The organism is Sneathiella sp. (assembly GCF_036844445.1).
Lineage (GTDB): Bacteria > Pseudomonadota > Alphaproteobacteria > Sneathiellales > Sneathiellaceae > Sneathiella.
The window spans coordinates 69,615-95,536 of sequence record NZ_DAIUFV010000007.1 but is presented as its reverse complement, the minus strand read 5'-3'; the positions used below and the strand labels follow the sequence as shown (position 1 = coordinate 95,536).

The following is a 25,922-nucleotide window of genomic DNA, read 5'->3' as shown; positions in this document are numbered from 1 at the left end:
ACGGGGCATGACAATTTGCGCCGCCCCGACTAAGCTCTCGCCATGGATATCGAAGTGACAGCAACCGAGGGGACGCGCGGCATCCTGCGCTACGGCGCCCTGCAATTTGATTGTGCGCTCGGAAAGGGCGGGGTGCGCCGGGACAAGCGCGAGGGCGACGGCGCAACGCCGGCCGGCCGCTTTGCACTCCGCCGTCTTTTCTATCGCGCCGACAAACTCAACCCGCCCCAGACCCGGCTTCCCGTTCAGGAAATTGCGCCCCATGACGGCTGGTGCGATGATCCGTCGAGCGACTTATACAACCGCCATATCCGCCTGCCCGCCGATGTGCGGCACGAGACGCTGTGGCGGGAGGATGATCTTTACGATCTCATCATTGTTCTTGGCCATAACGATGAACCGCCCGTCAAAGGCGCGGGAAGCTGCATTTTCATGCATGTCGCGCGCGAGGGTTACGGCCCGACGGAAGGCTGCGTCGCGCTGAGGAAAGAGGATCTGCTCACGCTTCTTGGCGCGTTGGAGGCGGGCTGCGCCATTCGCATTCACGCGCCTTAAAGCCCGCGGGTGCCCGCGCCGGCGAAATCAGTCGTCGCGCCGTCCAAACAGGGCGGTTCCAACGCGCACCGACGTTGCCCCGAACTGGATGGCGGTTTCAAAATCACCGCTCATCCCCATGCTGAGACGGGAGAGGCCGTTGCGCGCCGCAATCCGCGCAAGCAGGGCGAAATGCGGCGCCGGCTGCTCCTCGGCGGGCGGAATGCACATCAGCCCGACGACATTGAGCCCGTGCGTCTCGCGGCATTCCCGGATGAACGCATCGGCATCCTTTGGCGCGATGCCGGCTTTCTGTGGCTCCTCACCGGTGTTCACCTGAATATAGACGGGCAGCGACCGGTTCGCCGCCTTCATCTCCCGGGTCAGGACGCCCGCAAGTTTCGGGCGGTCGACCGTCTCAATAATATCGAAGAGCCGAACGGCCTCCTTTGCTTTATTTGTCTGTAGCGGGCCAATGAGACGAAGCTCGACATCCGGAAATCGGGCGCGAAAGGCAGGCCATATCGCCGCCGCATCCTGTACGCGGTTCTCGGCAAACTGGCGATGGCCGTTTAAAAGCGCCGCTTCAATGAGCGTCTCGGGCTGGCGCTTGCTGACCGCGATCAGGTCGATATCTTTCGCGTCGCGGTCCCATTTGTTCGCAGCCGCGTTCATCCGCCGTCGAATAGCTGCGAAATTCTCCGCGATCTCCGCGCGCGTTGCAGCGGCGTCCTCCGTCATGCCTGCCTCTTTCTATTAACCATGTTTTTCTGCATTTTTTGCTATTTAACGCGTCATTTTGGGCATTTATGCCGTCTTTACGGGCGTATTTCGACAGATGCCCTATTTATAACCCGGCGGCATATATTTGAATTTCTCCATCAGGTCGCGATGGGCGGCCACGATTGCGGCGATCTGCGCCTCTGTCAGGACGGTTTTCCATTGCCCGGCCTTGCCGACGCGGAAAAATTTCTCGGCCCTGTCCGACTGCTCGACGAAGCCCTTCTCCTGCTCCTGCTTCTGTGATTCCTTGAAGGACGAAAATTTGATCGCCCGGCGCAGCCGGTCTTTCGGCGGCTTCAGTCCGAGAAATTTCGCAAGGGCGCCAAAGGTCGGCTCCGGCTTGAAGAGCATATCCTCATAGCGCATGAGATGCAGGCGCGATTTCTCCATGGTCATCCATGACGTCACATGTGTCGACCAGCATCCGAGATAATCGGCAAGCTTGCGGTCCGTCTCGGCGCTGAACGCGTCCGGGTTGGTGATCATCTCAACGCCCTGATCGATATCCATGCCGTAGTGATCGGACAGCGAGATCACCACATCGAGCGGATTGCGAAGGATATAAACCGCGCCCGCCGTATATTCGGGCGTGATCAGCGGCACGCCATGGATTTTGCCGAACATGTTATGGGTTTTGACGAAGACGGAGTCGCGCCGCGACATCGCATAGGCGCGGTGCACTTTCGGGATCAGCGCGGCGATTTCCTCCGGCGTAAAGCTGTCGAACGGCTTTCCCGTCACCTGCTCATACCAGCCCTTGTTGCCATCGCCGATGGTAAATCTGGAAAGCTCGTTGAGATCCGCGGGGCGGTCCGCGTTCAGCAGCAGATTATGCAGGAATGTGCGAACCCAGGTGTTTCCTGATTTCGGATAGGAGGCCAGCCAGATTATTCCGCCCATAAGTCGTTCCCGATATCGTCCATATTATTTAGGAAGATAATCAAATAGCTTCATCGTGTCATGATGGGTTTTCACGATCCGGTCAATCTGCGCATCGCTCAGCACTTCCTTCCACTGCCCGGACTTGCCGACCCGGAAGAAGCGTTCGTTCGTATCGGGCTTTTCCTTGAAGCCGGTCTGTTCCTCGAGCTTTTGAACAACGTCGAAGGAGGAGAAATCGATGGCCTTCAAAAGCCGCTCTTCCGGCGGGTTGAGGCCGAGAAACTTGACAAGACCGCCGAATGTCGGCACGGGCTTTTCAAGCATGTCCTCATAGCGCATCCAGAAACAGTATTTTCTGTCGAACTGCATCCAGGAGCGGACATGGCCGGACCAGGAGCCGAGGGCGAACTCCCAGAGCGCCTCCGTCTCTTTCGTTACAGCGCGCGGGTCGTTGAGTATTTCGATGGCCTCATCAAGGCCTACGCCGAAATGATCGGCGAGCGAAATCACGACATCGAGCGGGTTGCGGACAACATAGATCGCCCCGGCCGTATATTCCATTGTGATCAACGGAATATTGAACGCGCTGCCAAGGCAGCTGTGGGTCTTGACGAAGACAGAATCGGGATGCGCCCTGGTGAAGGACTCATGGAGCTGCGGTCGCAGCCTGGCAATCTCGAGGCGGGAGAGCTCCTCAAAAGGCTTGCCGGCGATCTTGGCGAAACCCGCCTTTCCCATATCGCCCAGAACAAAGGCATCGATACTGTTGACCGCGATCGGGCCTTCGGGATTGAGAAGCAGGTTGTGGATAAAGGTGCGCGTCCAGGTGTTTCCCGATTTCGGATAAGAGGCCAGCCAGATTATTCCGCCCATTAAATCATCCCTTTACATCCTACCGGCGCAACGGCCGGGCAGCAGCAACAAAAAAGGGCGGGAAATCCCGCCCTTTCTCGGATAGCAGTCCTTCGATTAGAAGGAGAGAGCCGTACCAATGAAGAAGGTATTGGTCTTGCCAGCCATGCGGGTTGCAGTGCTTGCAGCCAGGTCGTTGTCGTCGATCTGCAGGCCACCGAAAGCGGTGATGCCCGGGCCGAGGTCATACGTACCACCGATTACCCACGTGTCCATATCGAAGTCGGCAACACCCGGAGCTTCGTTGGTCTGCGAGGCGTACTGAACGCCAACTGCCCACGGGCCTGCGCCGTACTTGACACCAGCGGACCACTGGTCGGAGTCAACGTTCTTGACGCCGCCGATGTTGCGGTCAACGCCGTAGCCGGCACCAACCGTGAAGCCAGCGAAGCCAACGGAGAGACCGAAGGCATATTCGTACTGGTCTTCGCCGCTACCCGTAACAGCCGGGGTTGCTGCGGTGATCGCACCGGTAGCCGGGTTGATTGCGAAGCCTGCAGCCGGGGTGATGACAACCGTCGTGTCAGCTTCCTGGTAAACAGCAGAAGCAGCCAGGTCAACGCCGCCAAACTTGTTGACGTAGTTAAGACCTACGGACCAGCCGCGATCAAGGCCGTTGTCATAGTTGGGTGCCTGATACTGGCTGTTGCCAACGTTGGCGGTTTCAGAGGTTCCGTCCGGAATATAAGATGCACCGAGCTGGAAGCCGACGAAGCGCGGCGTGAAGTAGGTGATCTTGTCAGCGTCGGAGAACATGTTCGGGCGGGTGGTGATAACCTGGCCCGTCGGATAGATGTTCGGGGTATCAGCATAGAACATCGGGGTCGGGTTCGGGCTGGTGTAGTGCATCAGGTATGCTGCACCGTTTTCAGAACCGACCAGGATACGACCGAAGGAACCGTCAACATAGATGTAGGTTTCGTCGATCTGGTCGCTCGTGGTGTAAGCTTCGAGCTGGATATTGACACCGAACTTGATGCCGTTGTCGAGCGTGGTTTCGCCGGTGAAGAAGACTTCGCCTTCATGCGTTACACGGTCGGATGCACGGCTCGGCGTACCTGCCGGCTCGTCGGAATCCTGATAGAAGTAGGTGCTCTGGAAGTAGCCGCCAAGGCCGAGCTTGATTTTTTCAGCCGCGGAAGCCGACGTTGCAGCAAGTGCACCTACGGCGACGAGGGCTGTTGTACCCAAGATTGCTTTTTTCATTTTGTCTCCCCTCTGCTCCAATTGAAAGCCAGAGAACTAGATTAAAATACAGACGCAAGACCTCACGGCCTGTTAGTCGAAGGTAAGTTAAGGCGCTTATGCCCGTCCCGGTCAAGCGCAAGACGTTGACGATTTGGCCAAATTCACCCGACTGTGCCAAAAAAGCCACAAAACATGCCCCTGGCTTGGCGGCAACCGGGGCTTCGCCCTGCCGGGCAGGCCTGATTTCCGCAATTTTCTACTGTTGTTCGGGCGCGAAAGCTGGCATAAAGTCCCTACCTTGATTTCGCCCGATTTGGATTATCCAATGGCAAAAAGACAAAGGACTTCTCAACTATGACACGACATCGGATATTCGCTTCCGTGGGAGGCTGTCTCCTGGCGCTGACGCTTGCAGCGTGCGAATCTGATCTGGGCACCGATTCCACTTTCCCGACGTCACGGCGCGGCGAAGTATATCAGACCGGCAACGTCCCGACCGACACGATATTCGGCGAAGGCGGCCTGTTCGGCAGCAGCAAATCCCTGCAGGACGATGCGGGCGGCGGCGGTGGTCTTGGCGTCAATGCGTATCTGTGGCGCGCCTCGCTCGATACCCTGTCGTTCATGCCGCTCTCGTCTGCCGATCCGTTTGGCGGCGTGATCATCACGGACTGGTACACCTCGCCCGATTCGCCCAACGAGCGCTTCAAGGTCACCGTCTATATCCTTGACAGGCGGCTGCGCGCGGATGGCCTGCGCGTCACGGCCTTCAAGCAGAATCTCGATGTCAACAACCAGTGGATTCCCGTCACCCTGTCGCCCAGCGTGACAACCGACGTCGAGAATGCCATTCTTGCCAGGGCGCGCGAACTTCGGGTTGCGCGCGAAGGCGAATAACTCTTTAAATTCATCAGGCCGTCCTTGCCCGGGCCGCCCCGGCGGCGGAGGGGCGAGGGTATGCGGCCTGATTTTTGTTATCTTTATTCAGGATTAAACGGGAAGCAGCTATGTCCCGCTACAATGCGAAAGAAATCGAAGCCAAATGGCAGGCCGTCTGGGCGGAAAAGGAAAGCTTCCGCGTCGAGGCTGATCCCAGCCGGCCCAAATACTATGTGCTGGAAATGTTTCCCTATCCGTCCGGGCGCATTCATATCGGCCATGTGCGCAACTATACAATGGGCGACGTCGTGGCGCGCTACAAGCGGGCGCAAGGCTTCAACGTGCTGCATCCGATGGGCTGGGATGCGTTTGGCCTGCCGGCCGAGAATGCGGCCCGCGACAAGGGCATTCATCCGGCCAAATGGACCTATGACAATATCGCCAACATGCGGGCCGAGCTGAAGGGCATGGGCCTCTCGCTCGACTGGAGCAAGGAGATCGCCACCTGCCACCCCGGCTACTATGGCCACCAGCAGAAGCTGTTTCTCGATTTCTTTAAAAAAGGCCTCGTCTATCGCAAGGAGAGCTGGGTCAACTGGGATCCGGTCGATATGACCGTTCTCGCCAACGAGCAGGTGATCGACGGCAAGGGCTGGCGCTCTGGCGCCGTGGTGGAGAAGCGGAAACTGAACCAGTGGATGTTCCGCATCTCCGACTACAGCGAGGAATTGCTCACCGCCCTCGACAAGCTCGATCGCTGGCCCGATCGCGTCCGGCTGATGCAGCAGAACTGGATCGGCCGCAGCAAGGGCGCGCATGTCGCCTTTGACATTCTTGGCGAGGATGAGCCGCTCAATATCTACACGACGCGGCCCGATACGCTTTTCGGCGCAAGCTTCATGGCGATGTCGGCAGACCATCCGCTGACGCAGCGCCTTGCGAAGGACAACCCCGCGCTCGCCGCCTTTGTGGCCGAATGTCACCGCATGGGCACCAGCGAGGAAGCGATCGAGAAGGCCGAGAAGAAAGGCATCGATACGGGGCTTAAAGTTGCCCATCCCTTCATCGCGGGCAAGACGCTGCCGCTCTATGTCGCCAACTTCGTGCTGATGGAATATGGCACGGGCGCGATCTTTGGCTGCCCGGCGCATGACCAGCGCGACCTTGACTTCGCCCGGAAATACGGGCTTGAGGTAACTCGCGTCGTCGCGCCGGAAGGCGAGGATGCCGCCGAGATCGGCAATGTCGCCTATACGGGTCCGGGAAAAATCATCAACTCCGATTTCCTCAACGGGATGGAGGTTGAGGCCGCCAAATCCGAGATCATCCGCCGCCTTGAGGCAATGAACAAGGGAACGGAGAAGGTCAATTATCGCCTGCGCGACTGGGGCCTCTCGCGCCAGCGCTACTGGGGCTGCCCGATCCCGATGATCCACTGCGAAAAATGCGGCACGGTGGCGGAACGGGAGGAAAACCTCCCCGTCCTGCTGCCAGATGACGTCACTTTTGATAAGCCCGGCAACCCGCTTGCCCATCACCCCACCTGGAAGCATGTGAGCTGCCCGGAATGCGGCGGCAAGGCGGTGCGCGAGACCGATACCATGGACACTTTTGTTGACAGTTCCTGGTATTTCGCGCGCTTTTGCAGTCCCCGCGCCGATCAGCCGGTCGAGCGCGACAAGGTCGATTACTGGCTCCCGGTCGATCAGTATATCGGCGGGATCGAGCATGCCATCCTGCATCTTCTCTATTCCCGCTTCTATTCCCGCGCCATGAAAGCGACGGGCTGGTCGCATGTGGACGAACCCTTTGCCGGCCTCTTCACGCAGGGCATGGTCACGCATGAGACCTATAAAAGCGCGAAGGGCGAATGGCTGCTGCCTGATGAAGTCACGACCGACGATGCCGGCAATCTGATCGAGATTGCGACCGGGGCGCCGGTCACCGTCGGCGGCGTTGAGAAAATGTCGAAGTCGAAGAAGAACGTCGTTGATCCCGGCGCGATCATCGACAAGTTCGGCGCCGACGCGGCCCGCTGGTACGTGCTTTCCGACAGCCCGCCCGATCGTGATATGGAATGGACCGATGCGGGCGCAACCGGCGCCTGGCGCTTCGTGCAGCGGCTGCATCGCTATATCACCGAGAATGCGGGGGCGATTGCGCCGATCGGCTCGCCGGCCCCAATGGAGTTTTCGCAAGCCGCCCAGGCGTTGCGCAAAACCGCGCACCGCATTGTCCGGCAGGTCACCGAAAATGTCGAACAGCTTCATTTCAACAGCGCCATCGCGCGTATCTACGAGTTCATGAATGCGCTGAACGAAGTGAAATTCACCGACGCGGACGATATCCGCTGGACGCTTCGCGAGAGCATGGAGACGATCGTCAAGCTGGTCGGTCCGATGATGCCGCATCTCGCCGAAGAACTCTGGCAGACGCTCGGCCATGACACCTTATTGGTGGATGCGCCCTGGCCCGAGGCCGATCCGGCGCTGCTTGTCGAAGACCGGGCAAAGCTGGCCGTTCAGGTGAAAGGCAAGCTCCGCGCCACCATAGAGGTGGCGAAAGATGCGACGAATGAAGAGATTGAGGCGATTGCGCTGGCGCAGAAAACCGTTCAGAATGCGATCGGAGATGCGGCAATCCGCAAGATTATCATTGTGCCGGGTCGGGTGGTGAATGTCGTTATTTAGGGCCGCTTTCATTCTGCTCATGCTGTCGCTGGCCTCGGCCTGCGGGTTCCAGCCGCTTTACGGAAGCGCAACCCGCAACGCCGATGTGCAGGAGAAGCTCGCGCGCACCTATATCGAGCCAATCCCCGGCCGCACCGGCCAGACGCTCCGCAATGAATTGCTGGATCTCGCCAATCCTTACGGCAGCCCGGCGGACCCCGCCTACCGGCTGACGATCCGGCTTGAGGAGCAATCCGAAGGTCTTGCCATTCAGGATGACGATACGCGGACGCGCTTCAACATGATGCTGCACAGCCGCTTCGATCTGGTCGATCTTGCGACGCAGCAGGTCATCTATTCCGGTTCGACCCAGAATATCGCGGCCTATAACGTCGTGGAATCCGAGTTTGCCAACCTTGCCGCCGGCAATAATGCCCGCCGCCGTGCCGCGCTGGTTGCCGCCGAGCAGATCAACCAGCAGCTCTCGGTTTTCTTCTCGGGGCGCTGATCCCGTGGATATCGCAAGCGGCCGCTTTCCCGCCTATCTCAAGTCCCGCGCGCCGCAACACCGGATTTTTCTGTTCCACGGCCCTGATGACGGGCTGGTGCGCGAGCTGGCCCGCGCACTCTCTATCAGCGTTCTTGGCACGCTTGACGATCCGTTCGGCTATATCGAGCTTGATATCGCGACGCTGCTGGCAGATCCCGCGCGCCTTGCCGATGAAGCGACGGCGCTTTCGATGATGGGCGGCGAGCGGGTGGTGCGCGTCCGGGGCGCGACGGCAAACTCCAAAGACCTGATCGAACCGCTTCTCGCTCTCGATCTTCAGGCCAGCATCGTTGTGATTGAAGCGGGCGATATCCGTAAAGACAGCGCCCTTGTGAAGATGATTGCGGCCGCGCCACAAGGTGTTTCGGTGCGCTGCGAGCTTGACAAGGCGAGCGATATCGACGCCCTCATCCGCGAGATGCTCGGCGCGGCAAAGCTGACGGCCTCGCCCGAGATTATCGACTATCTTCGTGACAACCTCGGCGGTGACCGCGCCGTGTCGCGCCGCGAGCTGGAAAAGCTGACGCTTTATATGCAGGGGAAGAGCGGGCCGCTTTCTCTTGCGGATGTGCGGGCGGTGATCGGCGATTCCTCCGCGCAGAGCATTTTTGATATCATGAACGCGACTATGGCGGGGAACGTGCGGGCGCTGGAGAAGCATCTCAACAAGGCCTTTTCCGCCGGCGATAGCCCGATCGGGATGCTGCGGTTCCTCCAGAACCAGCTGAAAGCGCGGCACAAAAAAGCCGCCGCCGGCAGCGCCGCGAGCCGCCATCTGGCCAAATGTCTCAAGATCACGATGGAAGCCGAAATCGGCTGCAAATCAACGGGATACCCGGATGAGGCGATCTGCCGGCGCGCCCTGATGCGCATCGCCATCGCAAACCGCCAGCGCTAGAGGCACGAGCATGCCTCGCCTGCAGTGGGCGGGCTTTTAGTTGGCGGCTTCGGATAAAATTTCGGGCGGCGGGAAGATAAATTGTCCCGCCGCCCGATCAGATTTTACAGAGGCGTACGTCTGAGCTTAAGCCGCAACCGGCGCGTCGATGGGCGAAGCCGCGTCTGCGGCGAGCGTAAAGCGTGCCCGGACGAGACCCATCTGGTTGGAGAGGACGCCGCCGAACCGTCGGGCAAGCCTGCGGACCGGCCCGTTATGCGGCACGAAGTTCATCTCCAGCAGGGTGAGGCCACGCTCTTTCGCAATCTCAAAAGCAAGCGCCATCAGCTTTGCGCCAAAGCCGCGGCTTCGCCACGCATCCTCGACGCTGATGCCGATCTCCGCCGAGTTTTCCGGCAGGTTGCCACCGAAACGAAGCTCGATCACGCCGCGGAGTGTGCCATCGATAAACACGCCGCACATGACAGGCGTCGGCTGGTTTTGATTGGCGCAGTAGCGATCAAGCATATAATCGGACGTCGGGCAGCCAAAGCGCATCAGGCGGCTTTCGGGGCTGAGCCGCAGGATATGTTCCTGAAGCAAGCCATGCTCCGCGGGCGCAAGTTCGCGAAAAACCGGGCGCCCTTCGGCGGGCGTTGCCCCAAACTCGACCGTGACCAATGTGTTATTCATAGAAAAGCCCGCTTCGCTGGAGTTTTTCGGCGCGGGCCTGGGTGGAGGCCGCAAGCCATGCGAACGCGCGCGCTGTGACGTCCGCGACGGCGTGACGGGCCCGCTTAAAGCCCTCGCCCATGCGGCTGCCGAGGCGGCGCATCTCAATGCCCTGCAATGTGCGGGCATACCGTTCCTGCTTCGCGAGAGAAGCAAGGGTTTCGGCCGGAATCAAACCGTCTTTGTCTGTTCTCATCGTCCTGCTCCTATTCTATCGCACGTCTGGCCGTGCATGCTGCACAACCTCATAATCAATACTTATGGTGCGCCGCACCATTATAAAGGCCTAATTTTGCATAGCAGCCTTGTGGATAACGAATGGACAGGAGAATTTTTCGCTACATATCAGTTATTTAGAAGACGCGAAATCGTCATCTGGAATCTATGTTGCACCGCAATATGTGCATTTCTCCGACGGGAGCGGAGGGTCATTGCCGGCTCCCGGCAAGGGCAGCGACCGAGGTGGCGGCGGGCGCTGTTGCACCCGTCCTCTTTATATCGGGCGGAGAAAGGGCCTCGTCAATGGAGGCAACAGACGATTTTTACGCGCCGGGCCAGGCCCTGCCCTTCGACGGCGCGAAGCCCCCTCAATCGGTCGATTGATCGGTGCAACGCGGCACAATTTCAGGTTGATCAGTCTTTCAGCGCGGCGCCAAGGGCGTCCTTGATCTCATCATTGAAATCGGCGGCGTCCTGGTGGGGGTCATCTTCCGATGTGTCGGATGCACTCTGGGCGTTCGGCTCGCGATAGAAGCCATCCTCATCGAGCTCCGAGGCGTCATAGTCCCCGTCGTCGAGGTCCCAGCCGTCTTCGAGCGGATCCTCCTCCGCGTCGCGGAGCATATGCAGCGGCTCGCGGGTCAGGCGGCGGCAGGCATCGTCGAGCTGGTCGAGGTTGGCGTAGCGAATGGTGATAATGCCATGCCCATCCGACATGTGATCGATATCGACTTCCATGCCGAGCGCGGCGCTGAGGTCGAATTCCAGCGCCCGCACATCGGCGCTTTTTGCCGCTTCTTTTGCAAACTTCCGCGCCATCTTGCCGGGCGGGCCGGAGCCGTCGGTGGTATAAAGATCTATCTTTTTGCGCTGCGCCAGCTTTTCTGCCGCGCGAACGCTAAGCCCCTGCTCGACAATCTTTTTTGCGAGCGCTTCGGCCTCCTCATGATTGATGAGCGTCCGCGCCGCGCCGGCCGCGAGCTTGCCGTCGCGCACCAGCTTCTGAACGGAGGCCGGCAGCGTCAGCAGCCGCATGATATTGGCGACATGGGCCCGGCTTTTGCCAACATGCTGCGCCAGGCTCTCCTGCGTGTGGTCAAATTCGGCCATCAGGCGGCGATACGCCTCCGCCTCTTCGATGGGAGAGAGGTCTTCGCGCTGGATATTCTCGATCAGCGCGATTTCCATCGACTCGGCGTCGGTCAGCTCCTTGATGATGACCGGCACCTGGTGAAGCTGCGCCATTTGCGCCGCGCGCCAGCGCCGCTCGCCGGCGACAATTTCATATTCGCTGTCTTTTGTGGGGTTGCGACGCACAAGTATAGGTTGAAGAACGCCCTTTTCCGCAATGGAGGCGGCAAGGCTGTCGAGCGCGTCCTGATCCCAGTCGAGGCGGGGCTGATACTGGTTGGCGCGGAGCTGCTCAACCGGCACTTCCTTGGTCGAGCGCACCTTGTCGAGATCGGCATAGTCGCTCGCCATATCATCGCCGAGCAGGGCGGAAAGGCCGCGTCCGAGTTTCTTCTTTGAAATATCTTCGCTCATGGGTTCAGCCGCATGTTGAGGCCTTTCAGGCCGCGTTCAGATGACGTTCACGCCGGATCACTTCGCTTGCAAGGCGGATATAGGCCTGGCTTCCGGCGCAGCGATGATCATAGATCAGCACGGGCTTGCCGTGGCTCGGGGCTTCCGAAACCCGCACGTTGCGCGGGATAACGGTCCGATACACCTTGTCGCCGAGGAAGTCGCGCACATCCTGCGCCACCTGCAGCGAGAGGTTGTTGCGCCGGTCGAACATGGTCAGCACGACGCCCTGGATTTCAAGCCCCGGATTAAGCGTTGCGCGCACCCGCTCGATGGTCTTGATCAGCATGCTGAGCCCTTCGAGCGCGAAAAACTCGCACTGCAGCGGCACAATCACGGCATGCACGGCGACCATTGCGTTCAGCGTCAGCAGGTTGAGCGACGGCGGGCAGTCGACGAGGATATAATCATAATCGGCGCGAAGCTCCGAGACCACGTCATAGAGCCGGTGGCTCCGCCGCGGCAGTTCGATCAGCTCAAGCTCTGCGCCCGAGAGATCGGCCGTCGAGGGCACGAGATCAAGCAGCGGGATCTTGCTCTTGTGGATGGCGGCGCGGATCGGCGTCTCCCCCATCAGAACGCCGTAAACATTCTTTTCGCGATCGTCGCGCTCGATGCCGAGGCCGGTCGACGCATTGCCTTGCGGATCGATATCGATGATGAGCACACGCTGCCCGATCGCGGCAAGCGCCGTTGCCAGATTGATTGCCGTGGTGGTTTTGCCGACGCCGCCCTTCTGATTGGCAATTGCCAGGATTCGCGCCGTCGCCGGAACCTTCAAACCTGCCTTATCCATTGTCATTGTCTGCCTCTTCTGGAGGTGAACGGCGGCATAAGCGGGTGATTTTGAGAACCGAGCCGTCTTCACTCGTTACACTACGGTGCTTTTCGACTTCCATATTCCAACATTTAGAAGCTTTGGTCAATTCCTCATCTACATCTTGTCCCTTTAAAAAGAGGAATTCCGTCCCCGCATGCGCGAAAGGCGCCGCGAGTTCCAGCAGCCGATCCAGCGGCGCCAGCGCCCGGGCGGAGATAACGTCCGCCGGAAAGGGTGAAATTTCCTCAATCCGGCCGCGATGGACCGTCAGATTCGCCGATGTTTCACGTGAAACATTTCCCATAAAAAGACATTTCCGCTGGTCGCTTTCAATCGCATGCACGTCGAAATCTCCGCAAATGGCGACAACGAGGGCCGGAAACCCCGCCCCGCTCCCGAGATCGAGCCAGCGGCCACCTGTTACCGACGGGAGCGACAAAAGCTGAAAACTATCCAGCATATGGCGCCGCCAGAGATCCGGCAGCGTCGATTTCCCGACGAGATTGATTGCCTTCTGCCATTTAGTCAGCAGGTCCGCGTAACTCTGTAACCTTGCCAATGTTTCACGTGAAACATTGCTGGCGGCGTGAAACCCTGCCGCGCCGAGAATCGGATCCACGTCAGCCATGGGAGCGATGGGCGCGCCGCTTGACGTGCGAGAGAAGCGCCGTCAGCGCGGCCGGCGTTACGCCCGAAATCCGCGCGGCCTGGCCAAGGGTTGACGGTCGGACCTCGGAAAGCCGCAACCGGATCTCGGTCGAGAGCCCCGCGACCTCTTCAAAGCGGATGTTTTCCGGAAGCTGCAGCATTTCGTCTTTACGGAAGTCGCGAACGTCCGCCTTCTGCCGCTCCAGATAGCCACTATACTGCGCGTCGATGGCGAGCTGCTCGCGGAGCGGCATCGGAATGGCGGAGGTTTCGGGCCAGATTCGCGCGATATCGTCGAGATTGATGTCGGGATAGGCGAGCAGATCGGCAGCGGAGCGGCGAACGCCGTCCTGATTGACATTGAGCCCCTGCCGCCGCGCCTCGTTCGGCGTCAGCGTGAGCGCGGCGAAAAGCGCCCGCGCCTCACTGAGCGCCGCGATTTTTCCCCGGAACACTGCCGCCCGCTCGGCGCCGACAATTCCCATCTCCTCGCCCCGGGCGGTCAGGCGCTGATCGGCATTATCCGCGCGGAGGATCAAACGATATTCGGCGCGCGAGGTGAACATCCGGTAAGGCTCGGTCACCCCGCGCGTCACGAGATCGTCAATCATCACACCGATATAGGCGTCGGCGCGATCTAGCACGACGCTCTCCCCGCCCCCGGCCTCCCGCGCTGCGTTAAGCCCGGCCATCAGCCCCTGCGCCGCAGCTTCTTCATAGCCGGTCGTGCCGTTGATCTGCCCCGCGAAATAGAGGTTTTTCAGCCGCCGCGTCTCGAGCGTCGGCTTCAGCTCCCGCGGGTCGACATAATCATACTCGATCGCATAGCCCGGGCGATACCATTCGACCTTTTCAAGCCCCGGGATGGTGCGAAGAAACGCCATCTGGATCTCCTCGGGCAGGGAGGTGGAGACGCCGTTCGGATAAACCGTGTCATCCTCGAGCCCCTCGGGCTCCAGAAAGATCTGATGCGCGGATTTATCGGCAAAGCGCACCACCTTGTCCTCGATCGAGGGGCAGTAGCGCGGGCCGATGCTTTCAATCTGCCCCGAATACATGGGCGCGCGATGCAGATTGTCGAGGATAATGCGATGCGTCGCCTCAGTCGTCGTCGTGATATAGCAGGAAATCTGCGGCGTCGTGATCCGGTCGGTGAGGAACGAGAACGGCACCGGCTCCGCGTCGCCCTTCTGCTCCTCCAGGATCGACCAGTTGATCGTTTTACCGTCGAGCCGCGCCGGCGTTCCCGTTTTCAGCCGCCCGAGCGGAAACCCCGCCCTCGACAGCGTCTTTGAAAGACCATAGGTCGGCGCATCGCCAATGCGCCCGGCGGCGAACTTCCGCTCCCCCATATGGGCAAGGCCGCGCAGGAATGTCCCCGTGGCGAGAATAACCTTCCCCGCCGCGATCTCGGTTCCATCGGCCATAATAACGCCGTGGACCGCGCCGTCCCGGACAATCAGGTCATCGGCTTCGGCAGCACGAATCTCGAGATTCGGCTGGGCGAGAAGCGCGGCCTGCATCGCCTCGCGATAGAGTTTGCGATCCGACTGCGCACGGGGGCCGCGCACTGCCGGCCCCTTTCGCCGGTTGAGGAGGCGAAACTGAATGCCGGACGCGTCCGCGACACGGCCCATGACCCCATCGAGCGCGTCGATTTCGCGAACAAGATGGCCCTTGCCGAGGCCGCCAATGGCCGGATTGCAGGACATTTCGCCAATGGTTTCAATCTTATGCGTGATCAGAAGCGTCGCCGCCCCAAACCGCGCGGCCGCCGCTGCCGCCTCGCAGCCCGCATGGCCGCCGCCGATCACAATGACATCAAATCGGGTCATGAAACCTCCTGAATTACCGGCTTTTAATATAGGGAGTCAGGGTTTTTGACAAGGGCGGAATCGGCGCGGCCTGCAATGTTTCACGTGAAACACGCGGTTGCCGCCGCGGAAAATGTTTCACGTGAAACAACAGGCGGAGGCGGGCATCCGATGTTTCACGTGAAACATTCCGCAAATCACTTCCCGATACAGAAATCTCCGAAAATAACGTCGAGGATATCTTCAACATCCACCCGGCCCGTAATCCGCCCGAGCGCGCGCACCGCGAGGCGGACATCCTCCGCTGCAAGTTCAGGCGCGCCGGCCCGCGCGAACCGATCGAGCGAGGCTGCGCATTCCTCCAGCGCCTGGCGGTGGCGAAGACGCGTCAGCGCCGGCGCGCCCGAAAGGTCAAGCCGCGCGGTGACATCTTTTTCCAGCGCCTCCAGAAACTCTTCAACCCCGCTGCCCGACCGGACCGAAAGCGGGAAAACCCGCTGGCCGTCCGCTTCCGTGGCCGCATCCGCCGCATACGGACACAGGTCTGTTTTGTTGACAAGCCGGTAATCCTTTGCCTGCAAAAGATCGGCAAATTCCGACGGGATCTCCGGCGCGTCGGCGGTTGTCATGAAAAGGCGGATATCCGCGCGCGCCGCCCTCTCCCGCGCCCGGCGGACGCCTTCGCGCTCAATTGCGTCGCCCGTAACGCGGAGCCCCGCCGTATCGGCGATGGTGACGGGATAGCCGGCAAGATCCATCGGCACATCGATGATATCACGCGTCGTGCCCGCCTGATCCGAGACAATCGCCGCATCACGCCGCGCTAACGCATTGAGAAGGCTGGATTTTCCGACATTCGGCTGGCCGAGGATCACCACATCGAGCCCATCGCGGATCTTCTCCCCGCGCCGTCCGTCGGCGAGATGTTGGAGGATTTCAGCCTTAAGTTCGGCGACTTTCGGCGCGATCGCGGCCGCAACCCCCTCCGGCAGATCCTCATCGGGAAAGTCGATATCTGCCTCAAGATGGGCGAGCGCGGTGATCAGCCGGATCCGCCAGCTCTCATAGATCGCGCCAAGTTCGCCCTGCATCTGACGGAGCGCCTGACGCGCCTGCGCCTCCGTCTCCGCATTGACGAGATCGCCGAGACCTTCGGCCGCGGTGAGATCCATCTTGCCATGCTCGAACGCACGGCGGGTAAACTCGCCGGGCTCGGCCGGGCGAAAGCGGGATAAGCGCGCGAGTTCACTGAAGAGGCCGGAGATTACGGCCGGCCCGCCATGCAGGTGAAATTCCACCACATCCTCGCCGGTGAAGCTGTTCGGCGCCGGAAAATAAATGACAAGTGATTGATCTATAACGGAATTGTCTGACGTTCTATATAACGCGCGGCGCACCGCACGGCGCGCTTCGGGCAGGTCCTTGCGCGTCAGTTTCACAAGCGCATCGGCCGCGCCGGCCCCAGACAGGCGAATGACCGCAACGCCTGCCCGCCCCCGGCCCGACGCCAGGGCGAAAATAGTCTCCGAATAACTCATGTGATTGTCCGATCAGGGCGCGGTTATGTTTCTTTGCCCGATTTGGCCGCGGGGGCAAATTGCGAGAAGAAAAGCTTCTGCATTTGCTCAAACCCCTCCATCCCGGCGGGGAGCCAGGTCTTCATCATATGCTCGGGATCAAGATTTGCGATATTTTCGAGCATCTTCGCCTGCAATTCCTGCATCACTGCGTCCTGCATCTTCTGAACATCCGGCAAACCGAAGAAACGCCGCGCCTCTTCCGGTGTGCAGTCGATATCGAAAGTAATTTTCATCGGTCGGTCACTCCTCATTGATCCCGCGGCGGCTGCTCTGCTACAACAGAGTAATATATCTTCCCCCGGAGGGAAAGCCATCCGCAAAACAGGGGATCGCGATGAGAAATTTACTGGGCGCGGAGACCAGCCCCTACCTTCTGCAGCATAAAGACAATCCCGTTCACTGGCAACCCTGGAGCGCGGAGACATTGGCGCGGGCAAAGCGGGACGGCAAGCCGATCCTGCTCAGCGTCGGCTATGCCGCCTGCCACTGGTGCCACGTCATGGCGCATGAGAGCTTTGAAGACCCGGAGACGGCGGCGCTGATGAACGAGCTCTTCGTCAATATCAAGGTTGACCGGGAGGAGCGGCCCGATATCGACCAGATCTATCAAAGCGCGCTTGCGCTGCTCGGCGAACAGGGCGGCTGGCCGCTCACGATGTTTCTGAACTCACGCGGGGAGCCCTTCTGGGGCGGCACCTATTTCCCGCCGGAAGCCGCCTATGGCCGGCCGAGTTTCAGGAATGTCCTCTCGACGGTTGCGGAAATCTTCAAAAATGAGCCGGAAAAGGTCAGCGCCAACCGCGACGCGCTGAAATCCGCGCTCCAGAAGCTCAATGACGCGCCGGACGGCGACCGGCCGAAGCTGACGCTCGAGGTGCTGGACCGTATCGCCGCCCGCTATGCCGAGGAAGCGGATCCCGTTCACGGCGGCCTTGGCTCGGCGCCGAAATTCCCGCAAGTCTACGTTCTTGAAAATATCTGGCGAAGCTATCTTCGCACGCGGAATGCGGCCCATAGCGAGGTGGTGATCAAGGCGCTCACGGCGATGTCGCAGGGCGGCATTTACGACCATCTCGGCGGCGGCTATGCACGCTATTCCACCGACGCCGCCTGGCTCGCCCCGCATTTCGAGAAAATGCTTTATGACAATGCGCAGATCCTCGATCTGCTGCTGACCGTGCATCACGAGACGAAATCGGAGCTGTTTGAAGCGCGCATTTTTGAGACCATCGGCTGGCTGCTTCGCGAAATGGTAACAAGCGAGGGCGGGTTTTCCGCCACGATCGACGCCGATTCCGAAAGGGAAGAGGGGCGGTTTTATGTCTGGTCGAAAGCCGAGATTGAGGAAATTCTCGGTGACGACGGTGCGCATTTTTGTGAAATATACGGCGTCCTGCCTGAAGGGAATTGGGAAAATACCAATATTCTCAATCGCTTGAAATATCCGCACCGGCTCGATGACGCGCTTGAGGAGAAGCTGGCGTCAGGACGCCAGAAACTTTTCGAGGCACGCGAAATGCGCCGCCGCCCGGCGCTCGATGATAAGGTGCTGACGGACTGGAACGGCCTGATGATCGCCGCCCTCGCCCGCGCCGGACATTATTTCGACGAGGCGCACTGGATCGATGCGGCGGAGCGTGCCTTTGTCGCCATTACAACGCATTCCATGGAACCAAATGGCCGGCTCTATCACAGCTACCGCATCGGCCGGGCCATGCACACCGGCCTTCTCGATGATTACGCCAACATGGCGCGGGCCGCACTCGTCCTTTTCGAGGTGACGGGAAAAGGCTTCTACCTCACCCGGGCGGAGGAATGGGTAGAGATACTCCGCACGCATTTTGAGGATCCGGCGGGCGGCTTCTTTTACACCGCCGATGATGCCGAGGCGCTGATTGTCCGCACCAAGAACGCGATGGACAATGCGGTGCCCTCCGGAAACGGCGTCATGCTCGAGGTTCTGGCGAAACTGCATCTGCTGACCGGCGCGCGCGAGCCCTTCGAGACGGCGCTCTCGCTCGTGCGCTGTTTTTCGGCGGAACTTGGGCGGAATTTCTTCCCGCTTTCGACCTTTCTCAATAATTTCGAGACGCTGATCAATGCGCAGCAGGTGATTATCGTCGGCGAGCGCAGCGAGGCGGGCGTCATCGATCTCATAAATGTGCTGAAGGATTTCAGCATGCCAACGAAAGTCATCAATATCCTGGCGGACACGGACGGCCTCCCCTTCGATCATCCGGCGAAGGGAAAGGGCCGCGTCGATGGCAAGCCAACGGCCTATCTCTGCACGGGGCCGACCTGTTCGCTCCCCGTCACCAGCGCCCGGGATTTTACGGCGCTTCTCAGAAAGGCGGACAGCCATGGCGCAGCTTAGCCTTCACAGCCCCGTCGGCGACCTCACCGTGACGGAGGAGGACGGCAGGATCATCTCCCTCGACTGGGGATGGGTGCCGGCCGAATGGCAACAGTCAACGGCGCTCCTTGAGCGCGCCGCCTGGCAGCTCAACCGCTATTTCGACGGCGAGATTGGCGCGTTTGATCTCCCGCTCGATCCGCCGGGAACCGCGTTTCAGAAAAAGGTCTGGGCGGAGATGCTGAAAATCCCGGCCGGGGAGACGCGGAGCTACGGCGAAATTGCGAAGATTTTAGGCTCCGCCGCACAGCCCGTAGGCACGGCCTGCGGCGCCAACCCGATCCCGATCCTCATCCCCTGCCACCGCATCGTTGCGGCGGGCGGGCGGCTCGGCGGGTATTCGGGCGACGGCGGGCTGGAGACGAAAGTCGCCTTGCTCCGGCTTGAAAAGGCCTTGCCTCCCAAGCAGCAACGATTTGATATATACAGATAATCAGGCGCATTCAGAAGGAGACGGAAATGGTGAAAGCAATTATTCAACGCGAATATGGCGGGCCGGAAGTGATGAAATGGGAAGATGTCACCCTCGGCAAACCGGGCCCGGGGGAGGCGCGCATCCGCCACACGGCGGTCGGCCTCAATTTCATCGATGTCTATTACAGGACCGGCCTTTACCCGGCGCCGCTCCCGCTCACGACCGGCATGGAAGCGGCCGGCGTGATCGAGGAGCTGGGGCCGGATGTCACCGGCTTCAAGGTGGGTGATCGCGTCTCCTACGCCTGCCAGCCCATCGGCGCCTATGCAGAGGCGCGGATCATGCCGGTGAAGAATCTCATCGTCCTCCTGGACAACATCGATGACGAGACGGCGGCGGCGATGACGCTGCAGGGCATGACGACGGAATATCTCGTGCAGCGCTCCTACCCCGTGAAGAAGGGCGAGACGGTGCTCTTTCACGCGGCGGCAGGCGGTGTCGGCCTTCTCGCCTGCCAGTGGCTCCGTCATATCGGCGCAACCGTGATCGGCACCGTCGGATCGGAGGAAAAGGGCGAACTCGCCAAAGCCCACGGCTGCACCCATGTCATCAATTACCGGACCGAGGATTTCCACAAGCGCGTGATGGAAATAACGGACGGCAAGGGCGTCCCGGTCGTCTATGACAGCATCGGCAAGGAGACATTCGAGAAATCGCTCGACTGCCTCCGCCCGCGCGGGCTGCTGGTCTCGTTCGGCAATGCGTCGGGACCGGTGAGAGGCGTCGATCTCGGCATCCTCGCCGCCAAGGGATCGCTCTATGTCACCCGTCCGACACTGATGACCTATAACGCAACGCGCGAAGAGCTGGAAAAATCCGCCGGCGACGTGATGGCCCTCGTTGCAAGCGGCGCGATCAAGGTCAGCATCAACCAGCGCTACCCGCTCGAAGAGGCGGCAAAAGCCCACGCCGACCTGGAAGCGCGGAAAACAACGGGATCGACGATTCTGACGGTCTAGTCTCACCGCGACACCCAACAAAAAAGGCGCTCATTTAGGGCGCCTTTTTTTCGTATGTTCTAACCTTCTAAATTGTATGTTATCGTTTCAATTTCTTGCTATGGATCGGAGGGAAGCCGTTTATTGTATAAGTATGTCGCTTATATTGACGAAGCTGGTGACGACGGGCTCAAAGTGATCAGGCCAATGGATCAAAGTGGCTCCAGTGAATGGTTGATTCTTTCGGCCGTTGTTGTGAGGGCGGAGCGAGAACAAGAAGTCAAAGGCTGGGTTAAAAGCATTCAAGATGAGCTTTGGAACTATCACTCCAAAACTATTCATTTCGCGAAACTGAATCAGAACAAGAAGTTATTCGTGTGCGATGCTTTATCAAAGCTCGGAGCGCGATATTTTGTCGTCTGTTCAAACAAAAAAAATATGTTGCGATATGAGAATCCCCGCGCGTCAAAAATTCCTTCTACCAATTGGTTTTATTGTTGGTTGACACGAATTTTACTAGAAAGGGTGACACATTTTGTCCATTGGCATTCGATAAAAGAAACCGGAACACCCCAAAAAGTTAAAATCGAATATAGTAGCCGTGGAGGTCTCTCCTATTCGCAAATGAGCGCTTACTACGACTGGATTAGATATCAAGGAGATAACACTTTTTTAAAGGCAGGAAAGATATACTGGGAAGTACTAAAATATGAACTTCTTAAAGTCTACGCAGCTGAAGAAAGAGCAGGCCTACAATTAGCTGACGTCGTCGCAAGTTCGTTCTTCAAAGCTTGTGATATCTATAATACCGGTGCGTGTGATCCGAGATTTGCCATGTTACTTGCACCAAAAATTGCAAGGTTTAAAGATCAGGCTCGAGAAAAAGCTGCCGGATATGGCGTCAAACTAATGCCCAACCTCAGAACGGCTAACCTCGATCCGACACAAGAAGAAGTTTTTCGCTATTATGGCTACCCATACGAATGGTGGGACCCGGGCTCGTCTAATCGCAAGGGTCAATAGGCCGGAATCAATATCTCCAACCATCCCCATAGACGCCACTGATCAGAATGTCAGCGACCCGAGTTGTCCGGCGTCCCACACAATAAACATATCAACTAAAATATAATATGTCAATAGAATCAATAAGATATACTAAGTACTTGATTTAGATTCATTTTTTGATGCTAGTTGATTTCCCTTACGTATTCATGGAATCGAAGAAATCGTCGTTGGTCTTGCTGTGGCGGAGTTTGTCGAGCAGGAATTCCATGGCGTCGGTTGTCCCCATCGGGTTGAGGATCCGGCGGAGGACCCACATCTTCTGCAGCGTGGCCTTGTCGACCAGCAGCTCTTCCTTGCGGGTGCCGGATTTGGTGATATCAATCGCCGGGAAGACGCGCTTGTCCGAGAGTTTCCGGTCAAGAATGATTTCCGAGTTACCGGTGCCCTTGAATTCTTCAAAAATAACTTCATCCATGCGCGAGCCGGTATCGATGAGTGCGGTCGCGACGATGGTGAGCGAGCCCCCCTCCTCGATATTACGGGCGGCGCCGAAGAAGCGCTTGGGCCGTTGCAGGGCGTTGGCATCGACACCGCCGGTGAGAACCTTGCCGCTCGACGGGACAACGGTGTTATAGGCGCGGGCGAGCCGCGTGATGCTGTCGAGCAGGATCACCACGTCGCGCTTATGCTCGACGAGACGTTTTGCCTTCTCGATCACCATCTCGGCAACCTGGACGTGACGGGCGGCTGGCTCATCGAAGGTGGAGCTGATGACCTCCCCGCGAACCGAGCGCTTCATATCCGTCACCTCTTCCGGGCGCTCGTCGATCAGCAGAACGATCAGATAGACTTCCGGGTTATTGGTGGTGATGGAGTTGGCGATATTCTGCAGGAGCACCGTCTTACCGGTGCGGGGCGGCGCGACGATCAGCGCGCGCTGGCCCTTGCCTTGCGGCGCGACGAGATCGATCACGCGGGCGGAATTGATGTTATTGGCCGTCGGATCCGGGGTTTCGAGGCGGATCCGCTCATCGGGATAAAGCGGCGTCAAATTGTCGAAATTGATCTTGTGGCGCGCCTTGTCGGGATCTTCAAAGTTGATTTTCTGGATCTTCAGAAGCGCAAAATAACGCTCGCCATCCTTCGGGCTGCGGATCTGCCCTTCGACCGTGTCGCCGGTCCGCAGCGAAAAGCGGCGGATCTGGCTCGGGCTCACATAAATATCGTCGGGCCCCGCAAGATAGTTGGCATCGGGCGATCGCAGAAAGCCGAACCCGTCCTGCAAGATTTCAAGAACGCCGCCGCCGGTAATTTCCGCGCCGTTCTCCGCCTCATATTTGAGAATGGCGAAGAGCTGCTCCTGCTTGCGCAGGGTAGAGGCGTTTTCAATATCCCGCGCTTCGGCAAGTTCGAGAATTTCAGAGGGAGTTTTTTTCTTGAGCTCTTGAAGGTTCATGTATTTGTCTATGATAAAACAGTGGGAAAAAGGGATTAAAGGCAAAAACGAGCGACAAGAATGTCAGCAGTCGCCGCTGCGATGCTCCGAAAAGGATTGTCTGACAAGAAACGATTGATGCAATGAGATTGGGGAACAGAAACCGTTCGGAGAATTTTCGCATCTTTGCCAGTTCTCTGGCCATTAGTCAAATGAAATATGCGCGAGCAGGCGGTTTTCAAAACGGTTTTACGACCACCAGAATGACAATCGCGCCCATCATCACCGTCGGTATCTCATTGACGAGGCGATAGAATTTCGCGGGGCGACGGTTGGCGTCCGCCTCGAACTCCCGCCGCCAGCGCGATAGATAGCCGTGATATCCCGATAGCAGAAAGACGAGCGAGAGTTTCAGCCAGATCCAGATGTCGCTCCAATCGACGATTCCCGGCGTCAGCAGCAGCAGGCCGCCGAAAATGAAGGTCATGATCATCGCCGGGTTGATGATGGCGCGGAGCAGGCGCCGCTCCATAATCTTGAAGGTTTCGGACTTGTCCGAGCCGACTTCCGCATCCGCATGATAGACGTAAAGGCGCGGCAGGTAGAACATGCCGGCCATCCACGCGATCACTGAAATGATATGCAGGGATTTGGTCCAGAGATAAGCATCGGCGAGAAAGTCAAACATGGGTAGGGTCCGTGAAATGCCCGTCCGGGCGCGGCTGTCATCAGGAATAGGACAGTTGTAGGCAATTTTGCGTCACGACGCCAGCGTCAAACAGTCGCAGGGATTATCCGCAGCAAAAAAAATCTCCTCTCCCGGCGCGCGCGCAGGCGCCGATAATTCGACCACCATGCGGGCAAGGCCGCGGATAAAGGCATCTTCCACGCTCACCGTCGGGATGCGGTAATAGTCCGGGACACCGCTGTCGCGCGCAAGTTTCCCATATTCGATATCAAGCTCGACGAGGGTTTCCGAATGTTCCGAGACGAACGCGATGGGGACAATGATCACGCACACCCCTTCTTTGCCGGCGCGGATAATTTCCGCATCCGTCGCGGGTTCCAGCCATTTCAGCGGCCCGACGCGACTTTGATAGGACAGACGCCAATCGAGCGCCGGAGCGCCAAGCCTTGCGACGACAGCGGCGACGCTTCGTTCCACCTGCTTCTGATAGGGATCGCCCGCATCTACAATCTTCTGCGGCAGGCCATGGGCGGAGAAGAGCAGCCGGACCGGCTTCCCCTCCATTCGCTGCAGGATCGGGGCGATCAGCGCGGCTTCCGCCTCGATAAAGCCAGGTTCCTCCGGATAGCAGCAGATCGCGCGGGTCGGGACACTGAGGCCCGCCGCCTTCGCCGCGCGGCTCCAGTCGAGAAAGGACGAGGCCGTCGTCGTTGTCGAGAACTGCGGATAGAGCGGCAGCAGGATCACCTCGTCGGCCTGCCATTCCTTCACTTGCCGCACTGTCTCCTTGGCGAAGGGATGCCAGTAGCGCATCGCGATAAAGACGCGGTAGCTGTCGCCGCCCGCCTCATTCAAGACATCCGCAAGCGCATGGGCCTGTGCAACGGTTTCGGGGACAATCGGCGATGCGCCGCCAAGCTCCGCATAGATCCCTTTGGCAAGCGGCGCACGGCGGCGCGATATCAGCTTCGCCAGCAGCCAGCGGAGCGGCTGCGGCACGCGCAAAATCGCCGGATCATTAAAAAGATTGAACAAAAAAGGCTCTACCGCCTCGGGGCTGTCGGGGCCGCCGAGATTAAAGAGGATAACCGCCTTTTTTGCCATTTTACGCCTATTTTCCGCGGATCAGCTCGGCAAGCCGCGCCACATTTTCAGGCGGCGTCTGCGGCGTGATGCCATGACCCAGATTGAAGATAAAGGGCTTGTCACCGAAGGTCGCGATAATCTCGGCAATCCGGCGTTCCATCGCCGCACCGCCCTCGACCAGCAGCAGCGGATCGAGATTACCCTGCACGGGAACAAGCGACTGCACCTCCCGCGCGGCCCAGGCAAGCGGCGTTCCCGTATCGAGACTGACAGCCGTCACCCCCGTTTCTTTCACATAATCGATGATATTCGCCCCGACGCCGCGCGGAAAACCGATAACCGGCAGGGCGGGATAGCGGGCGCGAAGCCCGTCAACAATCCGCCGCGTTGGCTCGATGGACCATTTGCGAAACTCATCATCGGGAAGCACGCCGGCCCAGGTATCGAAAATCTGGATGACTTCCGCGCCCGCCTCGACCTGGCGGAGGAGATAATCAGTAGTCGAGGCGACAAGAATATCGATCAGCGCCGCAAACCCTTCAGGATCCTTGAAAATCCAGCGCTTGATATGCGTATAATCCTTGGAGCCGCGCCCTTCCACCATGTAGCTCGCCACCGTCCAGGGCGCCCCGGCAAAGCCAATCAGCGTACAGTCTTTCGGAATGGAGGAGCTGAGACGGGACACCGTTTCATAGACCGGCGCCAGCGTGTCGTGAATTCGGCCAAGATCAAATTTTGCGAGACCAGCAGCGGAGCGGACCGGGTCCAGAACTGGCCCCTCCCCTTCGCGATAGCTGAGCGGCTGACCAAGCGCATGCGGAATGAGCAGGATGTCGGCAAAGAGGATCGCCGCATCCATGCCATAGCGGCGAAGCGGCTGCAGGGTCACTTCCTCGGCAAGCTCGGGCGAGTAACATAGATCAAGAAAGCTGCCGGCCTGTTCGCGCGTTGCCCGATATTCCGGAAGATAACGCCCGGCCTGGCGCATCAGCCAGAATGGCGGGGTTGCCTGAGTTTCTCCGCGCAGGCTTTTGAGCAGCGGCTTGGTTTGTGAAACGCTCACCTTGGTCCCTTCCGAGTTATCCCTTTCTATATATATTTATATAAAAAGGTAGTAGTTGCTGTTTATGGCTGTGGGTCTTGGGGATTAAAATCTGTCCCCGCCCTTTATAGGATTTCTGGGGATAAAATCCACCCCTTCGGTTATTTCG

25 protein-coding genes are annotated in these 25,922 nt (G+C 59.0%); 9 read left to right on the top strand and 16 right to left on the bottom strand.

Annotated elements, in window-relative coordinates:
- Positions 1–54 precede the first annotated feature (54 nt).
- Positions 55–555 carry a L,D-transpeptidase family protein gene (locus V7Z56_RS13705; RefSeq protein ID WP_334130075.1) on the top strand — a complete coding sequence of 167 codons (501 nt, stop codon included), beginning with the start codon at positions 55–57 and terminating at the stop codon, positions 553–555.
- Between the two features lie 27 nt (positions 556–582).
- Here V7Z56_RS13705 and V7Z56_RS13700 read toward each other — a convergent pair whose 3' ends face one another.
- The 4 genes from V7Z56_RS13700 to V7Z56_RS13685 form a co-directional block, all read right to left on the bottom strand.
- Positions 583–1,275 carry a YggS family pyridoxal phosphate-dependent enzyme gene (locus V7Z56_RS13700; RefSeq protein WP_334130074.1) on the bottom strand — a complete coding sequence of 231 codons (693 nt, stop codon included), beginning with the start codon at positions 1,273–1,275 and terminating at the stop codon, positions 583–585.
- A gap of 102 nt (positions 1,276–1,377) precedes the next feature.
- Positions 1,378–2,217 (bottom strand): sulfotransferase domain-containing protein, encoded by an 840-nt coding sequence (locus tag V7Z56_RS13695; RefSeq protein ID WP_334130073.1) that lies wholly within the window; start codon positions 2,215–2,217, stop codon positions 1,378–1,380.
- Positions 2,218–2,241: 24 nt separating this feature from the next.
- Positions 2,242–3,072: a sulfotransferase domain-containing protein gene (locus V7Z56_RS13690; protein ID WP_334130072.1), complete on the bottom strand. Its 831-nt coding sequence runs from the start codon at positions 3,070–3,072 to the stop codon at positions 2,242–2,244.
- 96 nt (positions 3,073–3,168) lie between these two features.
- Positions 3,169–4,317 carry a porin gene (locus V7Z56_RS13685; RefSeq protein ID WP_334130071.1) on the bottom strand — a complete coding sequence of 383 codons (1,149 nt, stop codon included), beginning with the start codon at positions 4,315–4,317 and terminating at the stop codon, positions 3,169–3,171.
- Between the two features lie 363 nt (positions 4,318–4,680).
- On the opposite strand from V7Z56_RS13685, the gene V7Z56_RS13680 reads away from it, so the two are divergent.
- The 4 genes from V7Z56_RS13680 to holA all read left to right on the top strand — a co-directional run bounded on the left by V7Z56_RS13680 (position 4,681) and on the right by holA (position 9,295).
- Positions 4,681–5,196: a DUF3576 domain-containing protein gene (locus V7Z56_RS13680; protein ID WP_334130070.1), complete on the top strand. Its 516-nt coding sequence runs from the start codon at positions 4,681–4,683 to the stop codon at positions 5,194–5,196.
- 110 nt (positions 5,197–5,306) lie between these two features.
- Positions 5,307–7,868: a leucine--tRNA ligase gene (gene leuS, locus V7Z56_RS13675; protein WP_334130069.1), complete on the top strand. Its 2,562-nt coding sequence runs from the start codon at positions 5,307–5,309 to the stop codon at positions 7,866–7,868.
- Entirely contained in the window at positions 7,855–8,355 is a 501-nt protein-coding gene (locus tag V7Z56_RS13670; RefSeq protein ID WP_334130068.1) for a hypothetical protein, read from the top strand. The genes leuS and V7Z56_RS13670 overlap by 14 nt, the downstream gene beginning before the upstream one ends.
- Positions 8,356–8,359: 4 nt before the next feature.
- The gene (holA, locus tag V7Z56_RS13665) at positions 8,360–9,295 is read left to right on the top strand and encodes a DNA polymerase III subunit delta (RefSeq protein ID WP_334130067.1); all 936 of its coding nucleotides are present in this window, start codon (positions 8,360–8,362) and stop codon (positions 9,293–9,295) included.
- Positions 9,296–9,421: 126 nt separating this feature from the next.
- Here holA and V7Z56_RS13660 read toward each other — a convergent pair whose 3' ends face one another.
- From V7Z56_RS13660 to V7Z56_RS13625, 8 genes are all read right to left on the bottom strand, one after another.
- Positions 9,422–9,967 carry a GNAT family N-acetyltransferase gene (locus tag V7Z56_RS13660; RefSeq protein ID WP_334130066.1) on the bottom strand — a complete coding sequence of 182 codons (546 nt, stop codon included), beginning with the start codon at positions 9,965–9,967 and terminating at the stop codon, positions 9,422–9,424.
- Complete coding sequence (locus V7Z56_RS13655; RefSeq protein WP_334130065.1) at positions 9,960–10,202, bottom strand: hypothetical protein; 243 nt, start codon at positions 10,200–10,202, stop codon at positions 9,960–9,962. Before V7Z56_RS13655 ends, V7Z56_RS13660 begins: the two co-directional genes overlap by 8 nt.
- Positions 10,203–10,639: 437 nt before the next feature.
- Complete coding sequence (locus tag V7Z56_RS13650) at positions 10,640–11,770, bottom strand: ParB/RepB/Spo0J family partition protein (RefSeq protein ID WP_334130064.1); 1,131 nt, start codon at positions 11,768–11,770, stop codon at positions 10,640–10,642.
- Positions 11,771–11,795: 25 nt separating this feature from the next.
- Positions 11,796–12,611, bottom strand: a complete 816-nt coding sequence (locus tag V7Z56_RS13645; protein ID WP_334130063.1) for a ParA family protein — start codon at positions 12,609–12,611, stop codon at positions 11,796–11,798.
- Entirely contained in the window at positions 12,598–13,257 is a 660-nt protein-coding gene (rsmG, locus tag V7Z56_RS13640) for a 16S rRNA (guanine(527)-N(7))-methyltransferase RsmG (RefSeq protein ID WP_334130062.1), read from the bottom strand. The genes V7Z56_RS13645 and rsmG overlap by 14 nt, the downstream gene beginning before the upstream one ends.
- Positions 13,250–15,112: a tRNA uridine-5-carboxymethylaminomethyl(34) synthesis enzyme MnmG gene (gene mnmG, locus V7Z56_RS13635; protein WP_334130061.1), complete on the bottom strand. Its 1,863-nt coding sequence runs from the start codon at positions 15,110–15,112 to the stop codon at positions 13,250–13,252. Before mnmG ends, rsmG begins: the two co-directional genes overlap by 8 nt.
- A gap of 176 nt (positions 15,113–15,288) precedes the next feature.
- On the bottom strand, positions 15,289–16,629 hold the full coding sequence (mnmE, locus tag V7Z56_RS13630) for a tRNA uridine-5-carboxymethylaminomethyl(34) synthesis GTPase MnmE (protein WP_334130060.1): 1,341 nt from the start codon (positions 16,627–16,629) through the stop codon (positions 15,289–15,291).
- A gap of 23 nt (positions 16,630–16,652) precedes the next feature.
- The gene (locus V7Z56_RS13625) at positions 16,653–16,904 is read right to left on the bottom strand and encodes a DUF6489 family protein (RefSeq protein ID WP_334130059.1); all 252 of its coding nucleotides are present in this window, start codon (positions 16,902–16,904) and stop codon (positions 16,653–16,655) included.
- A 101-nt stretch (positions 16,905–17,005) separates the two neighbouring features.
- On the opposite strand from V7Z56_RS13625, the gene V7Z56_RS13620 reads away from it, so the two are divergent.
- The 4 genes from V7Z56_RS13620 (at position 17,006) to V7Z56_RS13605 (ending at position 21,520) form a co-directional block, all read left to right on the top strand.
- Positions 17,006–19,045: a thioredoxin domain-containing protein gene (locus V7Z56_RS13620; RefSeq protein WP_334130058.1), complete on the top strand. Its 2,040-nt coding sequence runs from the start codon at positions 17,006–17,008 to the stop codon at positions 19,043–19,045.
- Positions 19,032–19,517, top strand: coding sequence for a methylated-DNA--[protein]-cysteine S-methyltransferase (locus tag V7Z56_RS13615; RefSeq protein WP_334130057.1), 486 nt, complete (start codon positions 19,032–19,034; stop codon positions 19,515–19,517). The genes V7Z56_RS13620 and V7Z56_RS13615 overlap by 14 nt, the downstream gene beginning before the upstream one ends.
- Before the next feature lie 26 nt (positions 19,518–19,543).
- Entirely contained in the window at positions 19,544–20,518 is a 975-nt protein-coding gene (locus V7Z56_RS13610; protein ID WP_334130056.1) for a quinone oxidoreductase family protein, read from the top strand.
- A 123-nt stretch (positions 20,519–20,641) separates the two neighbouring features.
- A complete protein-coding gene (locus V7Z56_RS13605) occupies positions 20,642–21,520 on the top strand; it encodes a DUF3800 domain-containing protein (protein ID WP_334130055.1) in 879 nt (292 codons plus the stop codon).
- Positions 21,521–21,698: 178 nt separating this feature from the next.
- Here the strand turns inward: V7Z56_RS13605 and rho are convergent, their stop codons facing one another.
- The 4 genes from rho to hemE form a co-directional block, all read right to left on the bottom strand.
- Entirely contained in the window at positions 21,699–22,958 is a 1,260-nt protein-coding gene (gene rho, locus V7Z56_RS13600; protein WP_334130054.1) for a transcription termination factor Rho, read from the bottom strand.
- Positions 22,959–23,175: 217 nt separating this feature from the next.
- Positions 23,176–23,625, bottom strand: a complete 450-nt coding sequence (gene hemJ / locus V7Z56_RS13595) for a protoporphyrinogen oxidase HemJ (protein ID WP_334130053.1) — start codon at positions 23,623–23,625, stop codon at positions 23,176–23,178.
- Between the two features lie 72 nt (positions 23,626–23,697).
- Positions 23,698–24,729, bottom strand: a complete 1,032-nt coding sequence (hemH, locus tag V7Z56_RS13590; RefSeq protein ID WP_334130052.1) for a ferrochelatase — start codon at positions 24,727–24,729, stop codon at positions 23,698–23,700.
- A gap of 7 nt (positions 24,730–24,736) precedes the next feature.
- Positions 24,737–25,774, bottom strand: a complete 1,038-nt coding sequence (hemE, locus tag V7Z56_RS13585) for a uroporphyrinogen decarboxylase (protein ID WP_334130051.1) — start codon at positions 25,772–25,774, stop codon at positions 24,737–24,739.
- Positions 25,775–25,922 lie beyond the last annotated feature (148 nt).

What these genes read in the sequence shown, in the direction of transcription:
- V7Z56_RS13700 (WP_334130074.1), bottom strand. Translation starts at nt 1,275, where the DNA reads ATGACGGAGGACGCCGCTGCAACGCGCGCGGAGATCGCGGAGAATTTC.
- V7Z56_RS13695 (WP_334130073.1), bottom strand. Translation starts at nt 2,217, where the DNA reads ATGGGCGGAATAATCTGGCTGGCCTCCTATCCGAAATCAGGAAACACC.
- V7Z56_RS13690 (WP_334130072.1), bottom strand. Translation starts at nt 3,072, where the DNA reads ATGGGCGGAATAATCTGGCTGGCCTCTTATCCGAAATCGGGAAACACC.
- V7Z56_RS13685 (WP_334130071.1), bottom strand. Translation starts at nt 4,317, where the DNA reads ATGAAAAAAGCAATCTTGGGTACAACAGCCCTCGTCGCCGTAGGTGCA.
- leuS (WP_334130069.1), top strand. Translation starts at nt 5,307, where the DNA reads ATGTCCCGCTACAATGCGAAAGAAATCGAAGCCAAATGGCAGGCCGTC.
- V7Z56_RS13670 (WP_334130068.1), top strand. Translation starts at nt 7,855, where the DNA reads ATGTCGTTATTTAGGGCCGCTTTCATTCTGCTCATGCTGTCGCTGGCC.
- V7Z56_RS13660 (WP_334130066.1), bottom strand. Translation starts at nt 9,967, where the DNA reads ATGAATAACACATTGGTCACGGTCGAGTTTGGGGCAACGCCCGCCGAA.
- V7Z56_RS13655 (WP_334130065.1), bottom strand. Translation starts at nt 10,202, where the DNA reads ATGAGAACAGACAAAGACGGTTTGATTCCGGCCGAAACCCTTGCTTCT.
- V7Z56_RS13650 (WP_334130064.1), bottom strand. Translation starts at nt 11,770, where the DNA reads ATGAGCGAAGATATTTCAAAGAAGAAACTCGGACGCGGCCTTTCCGCC.
- V7Z56_RS13645 (WP_334130063.1), bottom strand. Translation starts at nt 12,611, where the DNA reads ATGACAATGGATAAGGCAGGTTTGAAGGTTCCGGCGACGGCGCGAATC.
- rsmG (WP_334130062.1), bottom strand. Translation starts at nt 13,257, where the DNA reads ATGGCTGACGTGGATCCGATTCTCGGCGCGGCAGGGTTTCACGCCGCC.
- mnmG (WP_334130061.1), bottom strand. Translation starts at nt 15,112, where the DNA reads ATGACCCGATTTGATGTCATTGTGATCGGCGGCGGCCATGCGGGCTGC.
- mnmE (WP_334130060.1), bottom strand. Translation starts at nt 16,629, where the DNA reads ATGAGTTATTCGGAGACTATTTTCGCCCTGGCGTCGGGCCGGGGGCGG.
- V7Z56_RS13625 (WP_334130059.1), bottom strand. Translation starts at nt 16,904, where the DNA reads ATGAAAATTACTTTCGATATCGACTGCACACCGGAAGAGGCGCGGCGT.
- V7Z56_RS13620 (WP_334130058.1), top strand. Translation starts at nt 17,006, where the DNA reads ATGAGAAATTTACTGGGCGCGGAGACCAGCCCCTACCTTCTGCAGCAT.
- V7Z56_RS13615 (WP_334130057.1), top strand. Translation starts at nt 19,032, where the DNA reads ATGGCGCAGCTTAGCCTTCACAGCCCCGTCGGCGACCTCACCGTGACG.
- V7Z56_RS13610 (WP_334130056.1), top strand. Translation starts at nt 19,544, where the DNA reads ATGGTGAAAGCAATTATTCAACGCGAATATGGCGGGCCGGAAGTGATG.
- rho (WP_334130054.1), bottom strand. Translation starts at nt 22,958, where the DNA reads ATGAACCTTCAAGAGCTCAAGAAAAAAACTCCCTCTGAAATTCTCGAA.
- hemJ (WP_334130053.1), bottom strand. Translation starts at nt 23,625, where the DNA reads ATGTTTGACTTTCTCGCCGATGCTTATCTCTGGACCAAATCCCTGCAT.
- hemH (WP_334130052.1), bottom strand. Translation starts at nt 24,729, where the DNA reads ATGGCAAAAAAGGCGGTTATCCTCTTTAATCTCGGCGGCCCCGACAGC.